Consider the following 20,030-nt stretch of genomic DNA (forward strand, 5'->3'; position numbering starts at 1 on the left):
CCGACCGTCCTGAATGGTCGCTGAGAGTATTGCCAGGGCCTTTTCAGTCCACCTTTTCCGGTTCGGCCGGAGCGGCGACGCGCAAACGGATCCGGGTGATGGCCCGGCCGGTGATCTCGACGACCTCGGCGGTGTGCCCGTCGATGGTGACGGTCTCGCCGGTGGTGGTGGGGATGTGCCCCAGACGGGCCAGGACCAGCCCGGCGACGGTGGTGTAGTCGCCCGCGTCCAGGTCCTCCTCCTCGATCTCCAGGCCGATGTCGGCCAGATCGTGGATCGGGAAGGTGCCCGGCACCAGCATCGCGCCGTCGTCCTCGCGGACCATCGACTGGACGTCCCGGTCGGTCTCGTCGTAGATCTCGCCGACCACCTCCTCGACCAGGTCCTCCATCGTCACGATGCCGTCGATCGCCCCGCGCTCGTCGACCACCAGCGCGAACTGCTGACGCTGCAGCCGCAGCTGACGAAGCGCGTCGGACACCTTCAGCGTCTCCGGCAGGAACACCGCGGTGAACATGTGGTCGCGGACCAGCCCGTCGGCGGCCACCAGATCCCGCAGGTGCACCACACCGAGCACGTCGTCCAGGCCCATCGGCCCGGTCACCGGCGCCCGCGAGTGCCCGCCCTTGACCAGCCTGGTCATCGCCTCGGCCGCGGTCAGGTCCGCCGGGAGGACGAGCACGTCCCGGCGGGGCACCAGGATCTCGCGCAGGATCCGGTCGGCGATCTCGAACGCACCCGAGATGATCTCGCGCTGCTCGGCGGTGAAGTCCTGCTGATTGGCGACCATGTCACGGATCTCCTCGGTGGAGACCTCCTCACGGCTCGCCTTCGGGTCGCCGCCGGCCAGCCGCACCACGCCGTCGGTCGACTTGCCCAGCAGCCAGATCACCGGCCGGGACATGGTGGCCAGCACGTCGAGGGGACGGGCCACCACCATGGCCCAGCCCTCGGCCCGCTGCATCGCGATCCGTTTCGGTGCCAGCTCACCCACGACCAGCGTGAAGAACGTCAGGACCAGGGTGATCAGGAAGATCGCCACCGGCTCGGCGGCGCCACCCAGGAACGTGCCCAGCGGCTCGATCAGCGGCTGGGCGAGCGAGGTCGCCGCCGCCGCCGAGGCCAGGAAGCCGGCCAGGGTGATACCGATCTGAATGGTGGCCAGGAACCGGTTGGGGTTCCGCGCCAACTTGGCCAAGGTCCGTCCGGTGCGCGACTGCCGCTCGAGCCGCTGCAGCTGACTCTCCCGCAGCGAGATGAGCGCCATCTCACTGCCCGAGAACGCCGCGTTGAACAGCACCAGCACCACGACCAGGACCACTTGCCAGCCATATCCGCCCACGGCGGACATCAACTCCATTCATTTCTCGAAGTAAATTTAGTTCCGAAACTGTATCCGACCCCGCCGGAGACGGCGACCGCTGAACGCGTACACAATGAATTGTGAATTGCGCCCCTGGCTATTTTCTTGCCATTTCCTGGTCTGTTCCTGGCAGTGTGCTCGACGTTTCCGAAGCGGACTCTCAGCGAGTGACATGCGGCTCGTCGGTGCCACGCCGCGACACCGGGGCTCCTATAGTCGTCAGCGGGCGTGGGCCGGTGGAGGGGTTGAGGATGCAGGTGCTTCTGGTCGAGGACGACGACTCGATCGCGGTGCCGCTGGTGGAGGGCCTGGCGCGCTACGGCATCGTCGCACGTCACGTGGGCACCGGAGCCGAGGCGCTGTCCGCCCCACCGGTCGACCTGGTGCTGCTCGACCTGGGCCTGCCCGACATCGACGGGGTCGACGTGTGCTGGGAGCTCAACCGCACCCGCAACGTCCCGGTGATCATGCTCACCTCCCGGCGCGGCGAGGCCGACCTGGTCCGCGGGCTGGAGGGCGGCGCCGACGACTACCTGGCCAAACCGTTCAGCCTGCGCGAGCTGGTCGCCCGGATCCGGGCGGTGGACCGGCGCTCCCGGGCCGCCGCGATCGAGCGCACCCCGGCCGGCACCACCGCCGAGCCGGACGTGCGGACCGTCGGCCGGCTGGTCATCGACCGCACCACCCGGGAGGTCAGCGTGGACGGCGCGCCGGTGTCACTCGCCCCCAAGGAGTACGACCTGCTCGACATGCTCGCCGCCCGGCCCGGCGCGGTGGTGCTCCGGCAGAAACTCCTGGAGCAAGTGTGGGCGACCGCCGAGGGCCGCGGCAAGACCCTCGACTTCCACATCGCGGCACTCCGCAAGAAACTGGGTGATCCGGCCTGGATCGAGACACGCCGCGGGGTGGGGTTCCGGCTGGTTCCGCTGACCTGACCGATGATCCGCCGACTCCTTCTCAGCCATCTCACGCTGGTGCTGCTGGTCCTGGCCGCACTGGCGATACCGCTCGGCTACGTGTTCCAGAGCAGCGAGCAGCAGCAGGCGCTGCGCCAGCTGGAGCGGGAGGCCGAGGTCCTCGCGTCGTACATCGACGCCGAGTTGGACGAGGCCGACACCGACGGCGCCCATCAGATCGCCCGCGCGTCGGCCGCCCGCTGGCGTGGCCGGGTCGAGCTGTTCGACGCCACCGGCCGTGGCGTGTTCAGCACCGGACCGCCCGAGGCCGGGGTGTCGCTGATGTCCGCGCAGGTTCCGGTCAACCCCGGCAAACCCGGATTGGGTACGGTGCGGGTCAGCGTCCCCTCGGCCACCCTGCTCGACCAGGTGCAACAGTTCTGGGCGCTGCTTGCGGTCGCCTCGGTGGCGGTGCTGGCGGTGAGTGTGGCGGTGGCGTACGCGCTGGCCACCTGGATCGGCAAACCGGTGCGCCTGCTGGAACACGCCACCCGCCGGCTCGCCGACGACACCGGCCCGGCCGTGGTGCCCGGTGCGGCCGGACCGCCCGAGCTGCGCCGGCTCGCCGAGACCTTCAACCGGACCGCGGCCCGCCTGCACAGTGTCCTGGAAGCGCGCGGTTCGTTCGTCGAGCACGCCTCCCACCAGCTGAAAAGCCCCCTGGCGGCACTACGGCTGCGCCTGGAGAACCTGGAGCCGGACGTCGCCCCGGCCGGCGCCGCCAATCTGGAGGCCGCCCTCGGCGAGACCGAACGCCTCGACAAACTGGTCAACACGCTGCTCGACCTGACCCTGATCGAACGGCGCGAGGAGACCCCCGAGCCGGTCGACCTGGCCGGTGAGGCGGTCGAGCGGGCCGAGATCTGGCAGCCGCTGGCCGCCGAGCGCGGGGTGAGCGTGCACGCCCGTACCCCAGGCCCGGTCTGGGTCTCCGCGGTCTCCGGCAGCGTCGAGCAGATACTGGACAACCTGATCTCCAACGCGCTGAACGTGGCCCCGCCCGGCTCCGAGATCACCCTGACCGCGGCGTCGGCCGCCGACGGCCGGATCGAACTGCACGTCATCGACGCCGGACCCGGCCTGCCCGCCGGTCAGCGCGAGCAGGCGCTGGAACCGTTCTGGCGCGCGCCCGGCGCCCCGAAGGGCGGCAGCGGTCTCGGCCTGGCCCTGGTCCGCAAGCTGGCCGAGGCGGACGGCGGCGACGTCCGGCTGGACCCGGCCGCGCCGACCGGCATCGACGCCGTCGTCACCTTCCCGTCCAGCCCGCCCCCGGCTTAGGTCCCCGTTCGCGTGCCGCGTTGCGGCGCGAATCAAGCCACAGATCACCACACAAACCAGGAACTCCAGTCGTGTGCCGAATTGCGGCGCGCATCGAGCCGCAAGTCGGCACGCAGGCCGGGAACCCCGGTCACGTGCCGAGATCCGGCTCGCACCGCACCGCAAATCGGCACACAAGCCGGGAACCCCCGTCACGTGCCGAGATCCGGCTCGCACCGCACCGCAAATCGGCACACAAGCCGGGAACCCCGGTCACGTGCCGAGTTGCGGCGCGCATCGCGCCGCAAGTTGGCACGCGGTGTGGGCTTTTAGGTGTTCGCGCCGCGGGCTGACACCGGCCAGCGGTCCACCACCGTACCGCCGTCGACCACGATCAGCTCGTCGGCCAGGTTGACGGTGGCGCACACGTGGTTGGGCACCACCCGGACCGTCTCCCCCAGTGCGGGCACATCGTCGGACTCCACCGTGGCGTGATGCTCGGACAGGGCCACGATCCGGGCGTCCGGGAAGTCCAGCAGCCGGCCGGCACCGGTCGCCCACACCTGCTGGTCGGCACCGAGCACCTTGCTGCCGGCGTCCAGGATGAACCGCCGCCCGGACCGGCTCACCACCGTCGCCGTCACGGTCAGCGCCACCTGATCCCCGTCGCACGTGCCCATCTCCAGCTGCTGGGCGTCGCCGAAGACGTACACCCCGGGGCGCATCTCGGTCAGCACCCGGCTCCCGGTGTGCGCGGCGGTCGGGGTGGAGCCGCCGCTGCGCACCGACGCGTCCAGGCCGTGCCCGGACACCGCCGCGGCAGCCGTGGCCAGCGCCGCCGACTCGTCCTCGGCCGCCCGCTGTTGACGTGCCGGCCCGTAACCGTGGCCGGGGAAGGTGAACACACCCCGTACCGTCAATCCGGCCTTGTCCGCCGCGACCGCGACGTCGCCGGCCACCTCCGGGGCCACCCCGCTGCGATGGTGTCCACTGTCCACCTCGACCAGCACCTCCAGGCCCGGCACCGCCCGGCCCAGGGCTTCCGCGCTCTCCGCCGAGTCCACCCCGACCCGCAGCCGGACCCGCTCTTTCAAGGCGCGCAGCCGGGCCGCGCGCTCCGGCGACGGCCACACCGGGTAGGCGATGAACAGGTCGCCGGCGTCCTGGAAGACCTCCGCCTCACTCACCGTGGCCACGGTCAGGCCGGCCGCGCCGTACGCCAGCTGCCGGCGGGCGATCTCCGGCGACTTGTGGGTCTTGGCGTGCGGGCGCAGGGCCAGACCAGCGGCGGCGGCATGCTCGGCCATCGCCCGCAGGTTGGCGTCGAGCACCGTGACGTCGACGGCCACAAAAGGAGTCAACACCTTAAATCCACATTTCCCGTACGCCGTCCGCCAGCACCGCCGCCTGCCTCAACCCGGCCCGCACCGCGTCCGGGCGGCGTGCCGGATCCATGAAGTTCGTGCCGAACGCCGCCACCGCCGCCTCGTCCGGCTCGATCAGCAGCGTCCGCTCCGCACCCGAGTCGGCCATCTCCGCCAGGATCCGGTCCCGGCCCACCATCGCCATCGGGGCGATCACCACCAGCCGGTCCGCGCCCTTCGCGAAGTCCGCGCCCGCACCCAGGCGCACACCGCCGTCCATGTAGCGGCGGCCGTCGATCGTCACCGGCGGCATCAGGCCCGGCACCGCGCAGCTCGCCGACACCGCGTGCAACAGCGGCACGCCGGACGCCGCGTCCAAGGTCAGATCCCGCCCGTCCGCGGTGTCCACCACGGTCACCCGCAGATCCCGGTCCGGCCAGTCGGACACCGGGATCAGCCCGCGCATCCGGTCCAGATAGGCCGCCTCGTCCTGGGTGTCGGCGGTCAGGGCCATCGCGCCGACCCGGGCGCGGGCCTCCCGGGGCGGCACCGACGGGTCCATCAGCACCGCCATCGCCGTCAGCCACCGGCTGCCCCCGCTCGCGGTGCGGCTGCCCGGTTTCGCGGCGGGCACCTCCACCTGCTGGGCGGCGACCGCGGCCCGCAGATCGACACCGGCCGCGACGAGCGCGCCGACCACCGATCCGGCCGAAGTGCCGATGATCGTGTCCGCGTCACCGAGCGGAACACCGGCCTCCTCCAGACCACGGAGGAGGCCGAGATGCCAGGCGATGCCGGTGACTCCACCACCGCCGAGAACAAGAGCCCTATTCATCTTGCGAACCGTATCGCGGAGTTCCCCGAACCCGCCCTCACCGTCGTGAATCTGCGCGTTGGTGATGTGCTGTGAATTGTTCCCTGTCACCTGTGCTCCGTACTGGGCATGCGATGTGAACGGGGAATCGAACCCCCGCGCCTGCCCCCGGCGCGCCAGGCGGAGTACCGGTTTTCAGCCGGTCCCGGGTGTGCGCACGCCTTCACGTCGGCTACCTGCTCCGCGCCGGTCAGTCGAGCAGCTCGACCTCCCAGTTGACCCGCTGGATCAGCGTGTCCACGTCTCGCACCTGCCGGGCCAGATCGTCGGCCTGCCGGGCCAGATCGTCGGCCTGCCGCCGGATCTCGGCCACCGGCAGCGCCGGAATCATCTTCAGCTCGGACCGCAACTGCCGGTATCCGCGCTGTCCGTCACCGGCCGCGGCACTGGCGGCAGAGGTGAGCAGCCCGTGCCGCAGGCGCAGCACGTCCCGGCGGGCCAGCGCGTCGGTCAGAGTGCCCCCCTCGACCTGGATGGCGGCATTGGTCCGGTTGATTCGCCGGATCAGCGTCTCCAGTTCGTCGAGCACCTCACCCACCTCGGCGAGCAGCGCGGTGGCGTCCTCGGCAGGCGTCTCCCCCTCCTGATAACGCGCACTGCCGGCGATCCGGGCCCGCAACTGTTCCACACGGCGCGCCGCATCCGCCCGCAGCGCAAGGGCCTCAGCAAGTCTCATGCGGACGATTATGCCCACCCAAGATCGATCCCGCCTCCCCTTTTGATCGACGCCGGCGACTGCCCCTCCCCCGCGGCGCGAGAGGCGCCGGCGCAACGGCTCACCGAGGCGGTCGCGGTACGGGCCAGCCGAGGCGCAGGGCACTTCCGGCCCGGTTCCCGCCTCATCGGACGACCGTGCTTTCTACGGCATCCGGGGCCACCCTCGGTGAACGCGTCCCGCAACTACCCGTCGGTGAGGAACGCGTTCGCCGAGATCACTTGTTCGACCACGACCCGGGCGGTTTTCCCACTCCCGCTCGATCCCTCGCAAGGGCAGCCCGCCAAGCTGAGATCCTGGAGGATTTCCGCCGGAAGGAATCTTCTTCTCAGCTGCCGGCCCGCTCGCGGTCAATCCCCGCGCGTGTGTCCGCTCCCGACCCCAACCCCGGCCGATCTTGGTGGATTTACCACCGTTTTCGGTGGTAAATCCACCAAGATCTCTGCTGAGCGGATCGCCCGCGCGAGGGATTGACCGCAAGTGATCAGGCGGCCGAGAGTAAGGCTCTTTCCGGTGGCAAATTTCCACCAAGATCACCGCTGGATGGGGTCGTCCTAGCGCGAGGGGATGACCGCGAGTGATCAGAAGGCTGAGAAGCTGCACTCGAAACGGTGGTGAATCGACCCGGATCTGCCGGTGGGCGATGGGCGTGCCTCACGTTGATCGCCGCGTTTCCGGGTCGCGGTCACGGCCAAGCCCGCGCCACCGCGCCACCGCCCCACCGCCCCACCGCCCCACCGCCCCACCGCCCCACCGCGCGAGTTTGGGGGACCCGCTCGTGTGCCGATTTGTGGCTCGGTTCGGGCCCCGATGGTCAATTCAGGAGGGACGATCAACAGCGGAAACGTCGTGGAACCGCATCTGACCCGTGTCGAACCGTGGTCGCGTCCTCCAGGCAGCGGAATCCTTGATCGAGGTCCGATGTCCGCGGTCCGCTGGGCTCGGGGCGGGCGCCTACTTGAGGAGGAGCGCTCACCTGCGGAAACGTCATGGAGGCCGGGTCTGGCCCGGCAGCGAACCGATCAAGAATCCGGGTCGCACATCGGCACTCGGTCTGAGCTCGACAGCGGCGTGACCGGGTTCAATATGGTGATCGGGTGCAGACTGTTCAGGGTTCCCGGGTGCCGGCCGTGCTGATGATCATCGCGGTCGGGCTGATCGGGGTCGTCGCGGTGCCGGCCGCCGGGTTCTTCGTTCTGATGGCTGTCGGAGCCGGTGATTTGGTCAGCCCGCCGATGCTGATCGGGCTGCCCTCGCTGATCGGGTTCGTGGTCGCGCTGTGGCTCTGGCGGCGCGCCCGGCGGACCGCGAGCACCGCCCGGGGCTGGTTGTTCGCCGCGCTCGGTGTGCTGCTGTTCGCCGGGACCTCGGTGATTCCGGTGACGATCCTCGGCGCGGCTCTGGGCGAGGAGTGGCGGGAGACCCAGCCCGGCGGTCGTGGATATCAGGCCCCTGCGGTGCCTTGACAGAGAGTCCCTGGCGGGGCTGCCGGGACGTACCGTCGTGGGGTGGACAATCGAGTTGAGGTGCGGGAGTTTCTGACCACGCGCCGGGCGAAGATCACTCCGGAGCAGGCGGGGCTGCCGTCGGGTGGCGGGACGCGGCGGGTTCCGGGGCTGCGGCGGGGTGAGGTGGCGGCGCTGGCCGGGGTCAGTGTCGAGTATTACGCGAAGCTGGAGCGTGGCACCCTGGCCGGGGTGTCGCCGAGTGTGCTGGACGCGATCGCCCGGGCACTGCGCCTGGACGAGGCCGAGCGGGCGCATCTGCAGCGGCTGGCTCAGCAGGCGAACGGCAGTGACGCGCTGGTCCGGCCGGCGCGCAGGCCGAAGGCGTGGACCGTACGGCCGAGTCTGCAGTGGTCCCTGGACGCGATCACCACTCCGGCCATCATCGTGAACCTGCGGCAGGATCTGGTCGCGGCGAATCTGCTGGGGCGGGCGATGTACGCCGACCTGTACGCCGATCCCACCCGGACGCCGAATTTCGGGCGGTTCACGTTCCTGGACAGTGCGGCGCACCGGTTCCACCCGGACTGGAATCTGGCCGCCGACATGCTGGTGGCGAATCTGCGGACCGCGGCGGGTAAGGATCCGGGTGACAAGGGCCTGCACGACCTGGTCGGCGAGTTGTCGACGCGCAGTGACGAGTTCCGCCGCCGGTGGGGTGCGCACAACGTGCGGATGCACACCACGGGGGTGAAGCATTTCCGGCATCACGTGGTGGGTGACCTGGTGGTGAACTACGAGACGATGGATCTGCGGGCGGAGAACGAGCTGAATCTGACCATCTACGCCGCCGAGCCGGGTTCACCGACCGCGAACGCTCTGCAGATGCTGGCGTCGTGGTCGGCCAGAGAAGCCTACGAAACCGACGAGAGGTGTACTGGCAGTAACTCCCGGACTGCACCTTCGCTGTGATCTCGTAGAGGGGTACCACCCTTGAGCCGCACCGGAGGACACCATTCTCACCGTCAACGCCATCGCCGCCCCCTCGGCCACCGAGCCGCTCGTGCGTACCACGATCGAGCGCCGTGACCTGGGCCCGCGCGATGTCCTCATCGAGATCACGTACGCCGGGATCTGCCACTCCGACATCCACACCGTCCGCGGCGACTGGGGCAAGGTGCCCTACCCGCTGACCGTCGGCCACGAGATCGTCGGGCATGTCACCGAGGTCGGCACCGAGGTCACCCTGCACGCGGTGGGTGACCGGGTGGGTGTCGGCTGCATGGTCGACTCGTGCCGGGAGTGCGAGAACTGCCTCGCCGGGCACCAGCAGTACTGCGAGCGCGGCAACACCCAGACGTACGCCGCCGTCGACCGGGACGGCACCGTCACCCAGGGCGGCTATTCGACCCACATCGTGGTCGTCGAGGACTTCGTGCTGCGGGTGCCGGAGTCGATTCCGCACGAGGCGGCGGCACCGCTGCTGTGCGCGGGCATCACCACCTACTCGCCGCTGGCGCACTGGAAGGCCGGGCCGGGCAAGAAGGTCGCCGTGGTCGGCCTGGGTGGCCTCGGCCACATGGGCGTGAAGATCGCCGCGGCGATGGGCGCCGAGGTCACCGTGCTGTCGCAGACGCTGAGCAAGAAGGAGGAGGGGCTGGCGTTCGGTGCGAAGCACTACTACGCCACCGGCGACCCGGCCACCTTCGAGACGCTGAAGAACAGCTTCGACCTGGTCATCAACACGGTCAGCGCGCCGATCGACATGGGCGCCTACCTGAACCTGCTGCGCCTGGACGGCACGTTCGTCAGTGTGGGCGCGCCGCCGGAGCCGCTGCCGATCCAGGTGTTCACGCTGTTCGGCAACCGGCGTTCGTTCGCCGGCTCCAGCATCGGCAGCATCGCCGAGACGCAGGAGATGCTGGACTTCTGTGCCGAGCGCGGGATCGCCCCGCAGGTCGAGGTGATCGGCGCCGACGAGGTGAACGACGCCTACGAGCGGGTGCTCAAGTCCGACGTCCGGTTCCGGTTCGTGATCGACATCGCGTCACTGCGATAAAGACGATTGCGGGGGTACGAGCGGAAAGCTCGTACCCCCGCAATCGTCTTGTCTCATTTGATGATCTCGGCGCGATCCTCGGCCTTGTCGATCAGGTCACGGACCAGCTGCTCCGAGCCGTCCATGTTCTCCCAGCCCAGGTCGGCGACCACGACCACCGCATCGTTCACGGTCGCCAGCGCCGCGTAGTGGGCGACGGTCGCCGGGTCCTCGTCGGCGTAACCGAACCTCTGCTCGATCTTCACCAGCACCGAGTCGTCGTCGGATTCGACGATCGTCCACTTGTGCTGGTCCTTGCCGAGCCCGCCCGGGCACTCCGCCAGAGCGGCGCCGATCTCGGTGAACTGCTTGTCCGCGCCCCCGGCCTGATGCCTGCCGACGAACTGCACCACCGTCGACGGGGTGCTGCCCGCCTCGGCGCCCGGCACGGTGAACCGCATCGCGACCGCGTCGGTGCGGGTGCTGTCACTCGGGTACGGGTCCGAACCACAGGGACGCAACGGTCGTACGTGGGAGAAATCGCCCTGCTCCAGTGGCTCCCCGGTGGCGTCGCGCACATCGGCGGGCTGGAGCAGGGCCTCGGCCGGGATACCGCTGACCGCGGCGGCCGTCGTCGACTCCGCCGACGCGGCAACCGGTGACGGAACGTCGCCGCCGGGCGCGGCACCGGCGGAGCCCGAGGCACAGCCGGTGAGCGTGGCGGAGAGCAGACCGGCACCTACAGCAAATCGCATCGAAGTTGTCCTCATGATCGATCTACTGCCCGCTTTCCTTCCGGTTAACCCCGCGGATCGGCTGCGCTAGCCTTACCCGCTGATCGCAACGGAGGAATTCATGTCGGAAAGTGATCTGCGGCAGGCGTTCGAGATCCTGCTGCGCCGCCCACTGGCGGACTTCGACCCCGCGGCGAGGTACGCCTTCTACTACTGGGACGACATCGTCTCCACCGAGTTCTTCGACGAAGACCTGGACCTGGGGCTGCTGGCCCGCGGCGAGATCGTCCAGCCGCCGTACGACGGCGCGCCCGGCCTGCACGTGCCCGCCCCCTGGCCGGTCGACCTGGGCCGCTCGGTGTTCACCGTGGACATGGACGTGAAGGGGTTCCACCGCCCGCGGCGAGGCACCAGGGTCGCGAAGATCCTCGCCGCCGAGGGCCTGACCGGCGCCGACATGGCCGACGAGTGGGTCTCCATCGACCTGTGCGTCCACACCGACGGCACCCTGTTCGACGCGATGCGCACGGCGACCGGAACCGATCACCTGGTCCCGTTCGAGACGGACATCCCCAACTTCGCCGTCCAACCCAAGTGGGAACGCCGCCTGGCTGCCATCAGCGACCCCGCACTGCGCGACCACATGCGCATGCTATGCCTGGACGCCCACTCCGCCCGGGGTTCCGGCGCCCACTTCGTCGGCACGAGGTATTCCGGCTTCCACTGGATGCCGGAGAAGGGCTACCAGGTGCTCGCGGCGTGGGAACTCGGCGAGGGCCAGGGCTCGATGGCGGTCGCCCAGCTCCCGTAGCCCGGTGCGGGTCGGGGCTCCGTCCGGGCCCGCTGTCGGGGATCCTCCGCCTCGTCGGTTCGGTCAGGCAGGCCCGGCACAGCCGGATCCGCTCGCCCTGTCCCGGGCCCGGCGGTTGGCGTCCAGGGCGGCCCACGACTCGGTGGCGCCGTTCTCCCGGCCGGCCCGGTGGTGGGTGGCGCCGAGCACGTTCGCGAGGTGGGCACTGAGCCGGCCGGCGCGTTCCGCGACCCACCGGCGGCTGTCGTCGGTGTCGGGCTGTTCCCGGTGGAGGCGGTCCAGGGTGAGTTCGAGGAATCCGCGTACCCGCACCGGTTCGGTGTCGCCGTAGGACAGCCGCATCATCGCGGCGACCAGCGGGCCGAGAGGGCTGTCGTTCTCGGACTGGGCGGCGTCGAGCGCTGCGAACCGGCCGAGTGACACCCGCAGGTCGGCGACGCCGGAGAGCCAGGCCCGGCCGCCGGTACGGTGCACCGCCGCCGCTTCCACCACCAGCTGCGCTTCGGCGCGGACGTCCTGGCCGAGGTCGAGCAGCCGTCTCAGGGCTTCCAGGCGGTAGGCGAAATGGTTGGGGAGGTGGTCGCCCCCGCCCGTCGGCGCGGGCCGCCTGGTGCACGGCGACCATCACGGCCAGGTCCCGGTCACCGGGTTCGATCCGGGCGTCCAGCAGGGTCTTCCACACGTGGCCGGCGGCGGCGAGGTTCTCGTCGAACAGCCCGACGTTGTTCCCCACCATGGACGCCTCCCCGAGTCCCCCGGATGGTAGTGCGGCGGCCGGGTGCGGCGACCCGGATCGTGTCGGTCCACCGTCCAGAACCGCTGCCCGTTCGGCCCACGGTGTCCGGGCCGGCGGTAGCCGGCTGCTATCGTGCCCGGCATGACGTGCTACTTCGCCACCCGCACCCGCCTGGTCTGACCGGCCGCTGCCCCTGCGTCGCGGCCGGTTGATGCCCGTTTCTGGTATCAGCTCTCCCGAGAGGCAGACAGATGTTCCTTCGCACCTTCACCGACGCCGATGTGCCCGCCGTGCTGGACCTGGCGATCGCGGTGTTCGGGCCGTTCCACGAGGAGTCGTTCCGGCCGGCGGTCGGCGAGACGGTCTTCGCCAACCAGGACGGATCGTGGCGTCAGGAGTACGCCGACCGGATCCCCACCCTGCGCGGGGCGGTCGCCGAGATCGACGGCCGGATCGCCGGTTTTGTGGCGTGGACCGTCGACCCGGTCACCCGCAGCGGCGACATCTCACACGTCGCGGTATCCGCCGGTCATCGCCGGGCCGGTCTCGGAAAGGCGCTGTGTGAGCACGCGTTCGCGCAGCTCAAGCAGGCCGGGGCCGAGGTGGTGACGATCGGCACCGGGGGTGACGACTTCCACGCCCCGGCCCGCGAGCTGTACGCGAGCCTCGGCTGCACACCGTTCCCGCTGGTGACGTACTACCGCGAACTGTAGGGCGACGGCACCGAGCCGGCGGCCGGGGCGCACACCGTCCAGGTTCCGTTCTCCTTGCGGAACGCCAGGGTCGCCGGCTCCCGGGCCGGGCGGGTGATGCCCGCCCGGGCCGTGTCGCCGGTGATCTGAAGGTCGGTGACCGACACCGGGGCGGCCGACACCGCGACGTCGACGTCACCGTCCAGGGTGGGGTCGAAGTCGGCGCCGGCCCGGATCTCGTCCGCCTCCTCGGCGCACAGCAGCCGCAGGATGGACGCCTGGTCCTCGCGGTCGACGGCCAGCGCGAACTCGCTGATCAGGTCCCGGATCCGATCCTCTTCGGTCACCTCGGCCGGGCCGTCGCCACCGGACGAGACCGCCCACACCACCCCGGCGACGACCAGGAGGAACGCGGTCACCCCACCGGCGATCCACCACTTGAATGACTGCGGCATTCGTCTCTCCCGGGTCGAACAGTTAGATGCCCGACGATACGATGCCCCGATGAGACGGGTCATCGGCAGGGTTGTCGCGCTGTTCGCCGCGATTCTCCTGGTGCTCGGGCTGGGAAGCGCGCCGGCCGCCGCCGACCCGCGCGACTTCTGCCTGGCGCACATGCAGAAAGTGCTCGCGGTCGCTGCGAAGATCAAGGCGCACAACGCGCGATCCGGTTCGGTGAACCGGCGCAGCGCCGCCTCGGTCGCCGCCTACAACGCCAGCGCGACCAAACTCAACGCCGAGAAGACGAAGGTCGCCAAGGCGGCGCAGAACTGTCTGGACGCCATCCGGGACCTGGCCGACGAACGGACCGGCAGCCCCGAACTGAAGAAGCCGACGGCCGAGCGGGAAAAGGCCATCGACACGGCACGGAAAGCGCTGCCGAACACGTGGACGCCACCGCCCCGGCCGACCAGCACCGCGCAGAACTGGCCGGCGCCGTCGGACGCCAACGGCCGGAAACTGTACGACTCGCTGCGCAGCCACAACCCCGGTGAGCTGGGCAACGTCACGCTGCGCGGGCGGCCCCGGCCGAAAGTCGGCGACACCGACGACGCCTATCCGGGCCTGACCATCGGCGCGAAGAGGAACGGCGACCCGCGGGTCACTCCCGACCACATCATTCCGCTCACCGAGATCATGCAGATGAAGGGCTTCCTCCAGCTGACACCCCGCAACATGTTCGCGGTGACCCGGGCCCCGCTGAACTACCAGTGGCTGTCGATCAAAGCGAATCTGTCCAAGCAGTCCCGTAGCGTCGGGGGCATGAGCGGCGTCAACAAGAAATGGCAGGACGACCAGATCAAACTCGCCGACGAGGTACGGCCCAAACTGGAAGCCCTGATTCAGAAACTGCTGGCCAGCCAGTGAGCGACATTCTCGGCACACTGTCCGCGTGGTCGCCGGAGCTGCTCGGGCCATCCGACACCGCTGTCATTCCGGCGAGCTGGCGTCCGATCGTTGATGCCGACGATCCGGTGGTACGGCGTACCACGGCGCTGTCGCTCTGGAACGACGGAATCCTGGACCGCCTGCCCCGGTTCGCGCCGATGTTCCGGGACCGGCTCGCCGACGTCCGGGTGGGAGCCGTCGACGGGGTTCCGGTGCTGATCTACGTGGTCACCGGCATCCACGAATCGGTCATCACCTGGATCGGCTTCGACCCGGGCAGCTTCGGCGACGAGCCCCGATTCTGGGATTCCTTTCCCGCCGCGGTACGGGTTTTCCTGCGCGAGACACACGCCGGGTTCATGTCCCGGGGGCCTGACCAGTTCGGGATCGGTCGGCCGTCGGAGATGGAGACGCTCGCCGAATCCGCCGACTCCCCCGACGGTGTCGAGGACTGGGACGAGACCCACGACATCGGCTCCACCCGGCTGCTGATCGTGGCCCGCGAAGGTGAGCTGATGCGGTACTGCGTGTCGCCCGACGCGGAACCCGACCACCTGATCGAGGTGTACGAGGGGGACGCGTACCCCCGCCTGATCTGGGAATCTCTTGATGCTCTGCTGATGCTCCGCTTCGAGGTCTCCTGACGTTCCGCACCGGCATCGAGTAGGTTCACCGGCGTGCGCGCCGTGATCTTCGACAGCATCCGTTCCCAGCCGGCCGTCCGCGAGGTGCCCGAACCGGCCGCGCCCGACGGCGGGGTGGTGGTGCGGGTGAAGGCCACCGGCATGTGCCGCAGCGACTGGCACGCCTGGGCCGGCCACGACGAGATCACCCTGCCGCACGTGCCCGGCCACGAGCTGGCCGGGGTGATCTCCGCGGTCGGCGCCGGCGTGACCCGCTGGACCGTCGGCGACCGGGTGACGGTGCCGTTCGTGTGCGGCTGCGGCCGATGCTCGTGGTGCCGTGACGGCCGGGCGCAGGTGTGCCCCGACCAGCAGCAGCCCGGTTTCACCCACTGGGGTTCGTTCGCCGAGTCGGTGGCCCTGCACGCCGCCGACACCAACCTGGTGGCCCTGCCCCCGACCGTCGACTTCGCCGCGGCGGCCGCCCTGGGCTGCCGGTTCGCCACCGCCTACCGGGCACTGGCCGGCCGGGCCCGCCTCCAGCCCGGCGAATGGCTGACCGTTCTCGGCGCCGGCGGCGTGGGCCTGAGCACCGTGATGATCGCCAAGTCCCTGGGCGCCCGGGTGATAGCCGTCGACCGCAACCCGGCGGCCCTGTCGGCAGCCGCCGCCCTGGGCGCCGACCACACCCTGCTGTCCGGCGCGGTTTCCCTGATCGACGTTCCCGCCGCGGTCCACGAACTCACCGGCGGCGGCAGTCATGCCTCGGTCGACGCGGTGGGCAGCGAACAGACCTGCGCCGACGCGATCCTCAGCCTGCGCCGCCAGGGCCGCCATGTGCAGATCGGCCTGCTGCCCCCGGTCGACGGCCACCCGCGGGTCCCGATGGCCCGGGTGATCGGCTGGGAACTCGACGTTCTCGGCAGCCACGGCATGGCCGCGGCCGACTACCCGGAGATGATGACCCTGATCGAACAGGGCCGCCTGCAACCCCAGCACCTGATCGAACGAACCATCGGCCTGGCCGAGGCAGCCGCCCTGCTGCCCACGTTCGACACCGTCCCGGTAGCCGGCATGACCATGATCGACCCGTCTCGCTGAACCCTCAGGTCCGCAGCCCGATCCTGCTGTGCAGGACAGCCCCCGCCGGGACATCGGCACGCCCCGCGGTCAGCACCGAAGTCAGCTCAGCCCGCAATTCCACAGCCGGTTCGCCCAGCAGGATCCCGCTGACCAGAAGCTCGATCATCACCCCGTGATACCGCCCCCGCGCCGGATCCGACCCGGTGACCGCCTCGGTGATCCGCCGTCCACCGTCCACCGGCGAGAACGTCACGGCATACATCCCGAACCCCGTCCAGCTCCGGTGGAAGAAGACGACCGCGTCCTCGGCGAAGACGTCCCACTTCTCGTCCATGTCCTGTGCGGCGTAGCCGAGCTCGATCCGCGCCCACTCCTTCTCGGTCCAGACCCGCCCCGGAAGATCGGTCAGGGGCCGCGGATCCTCGATGGCGGCGAGATTCGAAAACGACAGTCTGGTGAGCCGATCAGGTGAATTCACCGCCGCATCCTATGAGCGCCGTGTGCCCTCAGCCAGGTGCCCGGATCAGAAGAGTGGCTCCATACCGACCGGCTCCGGCTCCCGGCGGTGGGCAGCCGGCCGACCGATGCCCGCACCGTAGCCCCACCCACCGACATTTCCGCCCGGCACGAGGCCGGTGACGCGTTCACTCCTTGATGCCCATGTGCTCGATCGGTGGGACGCGGAGCAGGCGGGCGACCGGCAGGATCGTGGTGGCCAGGGCCAGGATCATGGTGCCGCCGAGGACGGTCAGCCAGCCCAGCGGGGGAACGTACGGCACGAGGCTTCCGGTCAGCGCCCGGACCACACTGCTCAGCGTGAGCGCCGCGATCACACCCCCGACCAGGATCGCGGTCCCCAGCAAGCCCACCTGCTCGGCGTTGATCATGCTTTTGACCTGGCGGGCGGTGACCCCGGTCAGGCGCAGGACGGCCAGTTCACGGCGGCGGGCCAGGGCGGCCATCACCATCGTGTTCGCGGCGGCCACCACCGTGTACCCGACCATCACCGCGATCAGCAGCCGGTTGAGCCAGGCGCTGAGTGCCAGGTCCCGGGCCAGGCCGCCGGTCAGGGTGGAGGTGTCGATCAGGCTGCTGCCGGGGTGGGCGGCGGCCACCGAGCGCAGTGCCGCGTCCACGGCGGGGGTGGCCGGCGCGCTGATCAGGATCTCGTCGTCGAGTCCGGTGGCGGTGTGCCCGGCGACCGTGGCGCGCGGCAGGATGACGTCGCCGAAGCCGAGTCCGCGCTGGTAGGTGGCGACCACCCGGACGTCGGCAGGGGTTCCGTCGCCGAGGCGGATCGCGACCGTCTCGCCGAGTTTCCAGCCGACGGTGGTGGAGACGGCGACGGTGCCGTCGGCCAGGTCGGCCAGGTCGCCGGAGGTGACCCCGAGGTCGAGGGTGCCGGTGAGTCCGGCCGGGTCGACGGCGCGGGCGCTGATCGTCTCACCGTCGCCCATCATGGACACGACGATGCCGGTGTGCTGGACGGGGGTCGCCGCGCGTACCCCGGCAATCGCCCGGACCTCGGCCACCGCCGACCCGGGCAGCCCGGCGGCCGCGACCAGCGCCCGTGTCGCGAGAAGCCCGGACCGGCTCTGCGCGACCGACTGGCGTTCCAGGTTGTTCTGGAGGAACCACACCGAACCGCCGAATCCGACCGCCAGCACCAGCGAGGTCAGCACGGTGGCGCCGCCGCGGGCGTTGGCCCGCAGGTTGGCGGCGGCCAGGTACCCACCGGCGCCGAAGATCGTCCGTAGCGGGCCGGCCAGCAGCCGGGCGGCGCCCGTGTTGATCCATGGTGCGAGCAGGGCGACCGCCAGCACGAACAGGTAGAGCATGCCGAGCGCGGCGCCGATCGCGGTCTGACCGCCGGTGACGGCCGCGGCGAACGCCGACGACATCGCCGACACCAGTGCGACCAGGCCACTGATCATGCGCGGCCGGCCGGCGGTGGGTGGCTCGATCGCGGCCTCGCCGAGGGTTTCGGCGGGCCGGATCCCGGTGATCCGGCGGGCGGCCAGCAGCCCGGCGAGCACCGCCGAGAGCAGGATGATCGCCGCGGCGGCCGGTGCGGCGAGCAGGCCGGGCCGCATCGGGAACCCGGCCGGCAGGAATCCGCGCCCGGTCAGTTCGGTGGTCAGCCAGCGGGCCGCGGCCAGCCCGGCCGGCACCCCGGCGAGCACGGCGAGCACGCTGACCAGCGCGGCCTCCACCATGATCATGCGCCGGACCTGGCCGGGGGTGGCGGCCACGGCACGGACCAGGGCCAGATCGCGGCGCCGGTGCCGCACGCTGAGGCCGACGGTCGCGGCGACCACGAAGACGATCAGCATGATCACGTAGCCGCCGAACGACCCACCGATCTGGACCAGCAGCGACGCGGCGGACCGGTCCTCGGAGCGTTCGGCCAGCCCGCTCTCGGCGCCGGTCAGCACCCGGGCGTCACCGGCGATCCCGGCGATCCGGTCACGCAGGGCACCGACATCGGTGCCCGGTTCGGCGATCACCCCGATGGCCCGCACCGCGCCGTCGTGCGGCGACAGGGCGGCGGCCCGGCTGTCGGTGAAGAACACCGCCGCGGGACCACGAGCCAGACCACTCACCGTGTACGGCCGGAGAACCCCGCCGATCATCAGCGGCACCGTCTCCCCGACCTCGGCGGCGCCCTCGGTCATCACGATCTGCCGATCACCGGCCGGGGCCTCACCCGCGATCAGCTGGTACGGCGTGAGCACCGCGCTCCCCCAGCCCCGCCCCGGCACCGGCACACCGTCCGGGGTGACCACCGGAACGTCCTCGTCCACGGCCACCGTCGCCACCCCACCGGCGCCGAGGATCTGCCCGGCCAGGCCGAGGGGCACGGTGCCGCCCTCGGGCAGCGCGACGGTGCTGGTGTAGACCTCGCCGTCGAACTCCTTCGTGTGGAACGTGGTGTCCGGCCGGGCCACCACCAGATCGGCGGCGGCATACCGCACCGGCTCCGCCCGGTAGCGCAGCCCCGATTCGACGAGCACCCCCATCGCGGTCAGGATCAGCGCCCCGAGGGCGAGCGCCACCAGCGTGGCGGCCGACGCCCCGGGCCGGTGCCGCAGCATCCGCGCGGCGAGCGCGGTCATCGGAGCGCTCCGGTCGTGGCGGACGGGCGGCGGCCCAGGGTGGCCAGGTGTTCGGCGATGCGGACGGCGCCCGGCTGGGGCATGTCGTGCACGATGTGGCCGTCGGCGAGGACGATGACCCGGTCGGCGTAGGACGCGGCCACCGGGTCGTGGGTGACCATGATGACGGTCTGGCCGTGCTCGTCGACGATGCCGCGCAGCAGCAGGAGCACCTCGGCCGCGGTGTTGGTGTCCAGTGCGCCGGTCGGCTCGTCGCAGAAGATGACCTCGGGGCGGGCGGCGAGGGCCCGGGCGATGGCGACCCGCTGCTGCTGGCCGCCGGAGAGCGCGGACGGCCGGTGCGTCAGCCGGGTGCCGAGGCCGACCCGCTCGACGACCGCGTTGATCCACGCGTCGTCGGGGCGTGCACCGGCCAGTTTCAGCGGGAGCAGGATGTTCTCGGCGACGGTGAGCGCGCCGATCAGGTTGAACGCCTGGAAGACGAATCCGATCCGGTCGCGCCTCAACTCGGTCAGTCCGGTCTCGGACAGCCGGTTGAGTTCGGTGCCGCCGATCCACACGCTGCCCTCGGTGGGCCGGTCGAGTCCGGCGGCGGTCTGCAGCAGGGTGCTCTTGCCGGAGCCGGACGGACCCATGATCGCGGTGAAGGTGCCGCGGTCGAAGGTCGCGCCGACTCCGGACAGGGCGCGCACCGGTTCGCCGTCCGCCTGGTACACGCGGGTCAGCCCGTGCACACGGACCGCGGGCTCGCTCGGGTTGGACATCTTTTCGGCCTCTCGATGGACTTCTCGTTCACCGGAGAGTCTTCTGCGCGGATCGATCAGCCGAAATGAA

20 protein-coding genes are annotated in these 20,030 nt (G+C 70.6%); 10 read left to right on the forward strand and 10 right to left on the reverse strand.

The window, feature by feature from the left end; genetic code table 11:
• Nucleotides 1–43: 43 nt before the first annotated feature.
• On the reverse strand, nucleotides 44–1,351 hold the full coding sequence (locus ACQ0O7_RS22440; RefSeq protein ID WP_430784123.1) for a hemolysin family protein: 1,308 nt from the start codon (nucleotides 1,349–1,351) through the stop codon (nucleotides 44–46).
• Between the two features lie 263 nt (nucleotides 1,352–1,614).
• On the opposite strand from ACQ0O7_RS22440, the gene ACQ0O7_RS22445 reads away from it, so the two are divergent.
• Both ACQ0O7_RS22445 and ACQ0O7_RS22450 read left to right on the forward strand, forming a co-directional pair.
• Nucleotides 1,615–2,298, forward strand: coding sequence for a response regulator transcription factor (locus tag ACQ0O7_RS22445; protein ID WP_430784124.1), 684 nt, complete (start codon nucleotides 1,615–1,617; stop codon nucleotides 2,296–2,298).
• Nucleotides 2,299–2,301: 3 nt separating this feature from the next.
• Nucleotides 2,302–3,597: a sensor histidine kinase gene (locus ACQ0O7_RS22450; protein ID WP_430784125.1), complete on the forward strand. Its 1,296-nt coding sequence runs from the start codon at nucleotides 2,302–2,304 to the stop codon at nucleotides 3,595–3,597.
• Between the two features lie 308 nt (nucleotides 3,598–3,905).
• Here ACQ0O7_RS22450 and ACQ0O7_RS22455 read toward each other — a convergent pair whose 3' ends face one another.
• From ACQ0O7_RS22455 to ACQ0O7_RS22465, 3 genes are all read right to left on the reverse strand, one after another.
• Nucleotides 3,906–4,940, reverse strand: coding sequence for an alanine racemase (locus ACQ0O7_RS22455; RefSeq protein WP_430784126.1), 1,035 nt, complete (start codon nucleotides 4,938–4,940; stop codon nucleotides 3,906–3,908).
• A gap of 1 nt (nucleotide 4,941) precedes the next feature.
• Nucleotides 4,942–5,775: a patatin-like phospholipase family protein gene (locus ACQ0O7_RS22460; protein WP_430784127.1), complete on the reverse strand. Its 834-nt coding sequence runs from the start codon at nucleotides 5,773–5,775 to the stop codon at nucleotides 4,942–4,944.
• A 229-nt stretch (nucleotides 5,776–6,004) separates the two neighbouring features.
• Nucleotides 6,005–6,490 carry a DIP1984 family protein gene (locus ACQ0O7_RS22465; RefSeq protein WP_430784128.1) on the reverse strand — a complete coding sequence of 162 codons (486 nt, stop codon included), beginning with the start codon at nucleotides 6,488–6,490 and terminating at the stop codon, nucleotides 6,005–6,007.
• A 1,136-nt stretch (nucleotides 6,491–7,626) separates the two neighbouring features.
• Between ACQ0O7_RS22465 and ACQ0O7_RS22470 the strand changes: the two genes are divergently transcribed.
• From ACQ0O7_RS22470 to ACQ0O7_RS22480, 3 genes are read left to right on the forward strand one after another with little or no spacing between them, the layout of a single operon-like run.
• Nucleotides 7,627–7,995, forward strand: coding sequence for a hypothetical protein (locus ACQ0O7_RS22470; protein WP_430784129.1), 369 nt, complete (start codon nucleotides 7,627–7,629; stop codon nucleotides 7,993–7,995).
• Nucleotides 7,996–8,037: 42 nt separating this feature from the next.
• On the forward strand, nucleotides 8,038–8,946 hold the full coding sequence (locus tag ACQ0O7_RS22475; RefSeq protein ID WP_430784130.1) for a helix-turn-helix transcriptional regulator: 909 nt from the start codon (nucleotides 8,038–8,040) through the stop codon (nucleotides 8,944–8,946).
• 43 nt (nucleotides 8,947–8,989) lie between these two features.
• Entirely contained in the window at nucleotides 8,990–10,033 is a 1,044-nt protein-coding gene (locus ACQ0O7_RS22480) for an NAD(P)-dependent alcohol dehydrogenase (protein ID WP_430784249.1), read from the forward strand.
• 53 nt (nucleotides 10,034–10,086) lie between these two features.
• Here the strand turns inward: ACQ0O7_RS22480 and ACQ0O7_RS22485 are convergent, their stop codons facing one another.
• On the reverse strand, nucleotides 10,087–10,767 hold the full coding sequence (locus tag ACQ0O7_RS22485; RefSeq protein ID WP_430784131.1) for a hypothetical protein: 681 nt from the start codon (nucleotides 10,765–10,767) through the stop codon (nucleotides 10,087–10,089).
• A 100-nt stretch (nucleotides 10,768–10,867) separates the two neighbouring features.
• Between ACQ0O7_RS22485 and ACQ0O7_RS22490 the strand changes: the two genes are divergently transcribed.
• Complete coding sequence (locus ACQ0O7_RS22490; RefSeq protein WP_430784132.1) at nucleotides 10,868–11,557, forward strand: hypothetical protein; 690 nt, start codon at nucleotides 10,868–10,870, stop codon at nucleotides 11,555–11,557.
• Between the two features lie 63 nt (nucleotides 11,558–11,620).
• Here ACQ0O7_RS22490 and ACQ0O7_RS22495 read toward each other — a convergent pair whose 3' ends face one another.
• On the reverse strand, nucleotides 11,621–12,046 hold the full coding sequence (locus tag ACQ0O7_RS22495; protein ID WP_430784133.1) for a hypothetical protein: 426 nt from the start codon (nucleotides 12,044–12,046) through the stop codon (nucleotides 11,621–11,623).
• A 498-nt stretch (nucleotides 12,047–12,544) separates the two neighbouring features.
• Here ACQ0O7_RS22495 and ACQ0O7_RS22500 point away from each other — a divergent pair, with 498 nt between their 5' ends.
• A complete protein-coding gene (locus ACQ0O7_RS22500; RefSeq protein WP_430784134.1) occupies nucleotides 12,545–13,006 on the forward strand; it encodes a GNAT family N-acetyltransferase in 462 nt (153 codons plus the stop codon).
• Here ACQ0O7_RS22500 and ACQ0O7_RS22505 read toward each other — a convergent pair.
• Entirely contained in the window at nucleotides 12,991–13,440 is a 450-nt protein-coding gene (locus ACQ0O7_RS22505) for a hypothetical protein (RefSeq protein WP_430784135.1), read from the reverse strand. The two genes, ACQ0O7_RS22500 and ACQ0O7_RS22505, sit on opposite strands and share 16 nt — an antisense overlap.
• 49 nt (nucleotides 13,441–13,489) lie before the next feature.
• Between ACQ0O7_RS22505 and ACQ0O7_RS22510 the strand changes: the two genes are divergently transcribed.
• The 3 genes from ACQ0O7_RS22510 to ACQ0O7_RS22520 are packed head-to-tail and all read left to right on the forward strand — an operon-like array spanning nucleotide 13,490 to nucleotide 16,098.
• Nucleotides 13,490–14,353: a hypothetical protein gene (locus ACQ0O7_RS22510; RefSeq protein ID WP_430784136.1), complete on the forward strand. Its 864-nt coding sequence runs from the start codon at nucleotides 13,490–13,492 to the stop codon at nucleotides 14,351–14,353.
• Entirely contained in the window at nucleotides 14,350–15,018 is a 669-nt protein-coding gene (locus ACQ0O7_RS22515) for a hypothetical protein (protein WP_430784137.1), read from the forward strand. Before ACQ0O7_RS22510 ends, ACQ0O7_RS22515 begins: the two co-directional genes overlap by 4 nt.
• Before the next feature lie 33 nt (nucleotides 15,019–15,051).
• Nucleotides 15,052–16,098 (forward strand): zinc-dependent alcohol dehydrogenase family protein, encoded by a 1,047-nt coding sequence (locus tag ACQ0O7_RS22520; RefSeq protein ID WP_430784138.1) that lies wholly within the window; start codon nucleotides 15,052–15,054, stop codon nucleotides 16,096–16,098.
• Nucleotides 16,099–16,102: 4 nt separating this feature from the next.
• On the opposite strand, the gene ACQ0O7_RS22525 is transcribed toward ACQ0O7_RS22520, so the two are convergent.
• The 3 genes from ACQ0O7_RS22525 to ACQ0O7_RS22535 form a co-directional block, all read right to left on the reverse strand.
• Nucleotides 16,103–16,558, reverse strand: coding sequence for a hypothetical protein (locus ACQ0O7_RS22525; protein ID WP_430784139.1), 456 nt, complete (start codon nucleotides 16,556–16,558; stop codon nucleotides 16,103–16,105).
• Between the two features lie 166 nt (nucleotides 16,559–16,724).
• Nucleotides 16,725–19,196 (reverse strand): ABC transporter permease, encoded by a 2,472-nt coding sequence (locus ACQ0O7_RS22530; RefSeq protein WP_430784140.1) that lies wholly within the window; start codon nucleotides 19,194–19,196, stop codon nucleotides 16,725–16,727.
• Nucleotides 19,193–19,960, reverse strand: coding sequence for an ABC transporter ATP-binding protein (locus tag ACQ0O7_RS22535; protein WP_430784141.1), 768 nt, complete (start codon nucleotides 19,958–19,960; stop codon nucleotides 19,193–19,195). The genes ACQ0O7_RS22530 and ACQ0O7_RS22535 overlap by 4 nt, the downstream gene beginning before the upstream one ends.
• Between the last annotated feature and the right edge of the window lie 70 nt (nucleotides 19,961–20,030).

The sequence above is a fragment of the Actinoplanes sp. G11-F43 genome (genome assembly GCF_050589265.1).
Lineage (GTDB): Bacteria > Actinomycetota > Actinomycetes > Mycobacteriales > Micromonosporaceae > Actinoplanes.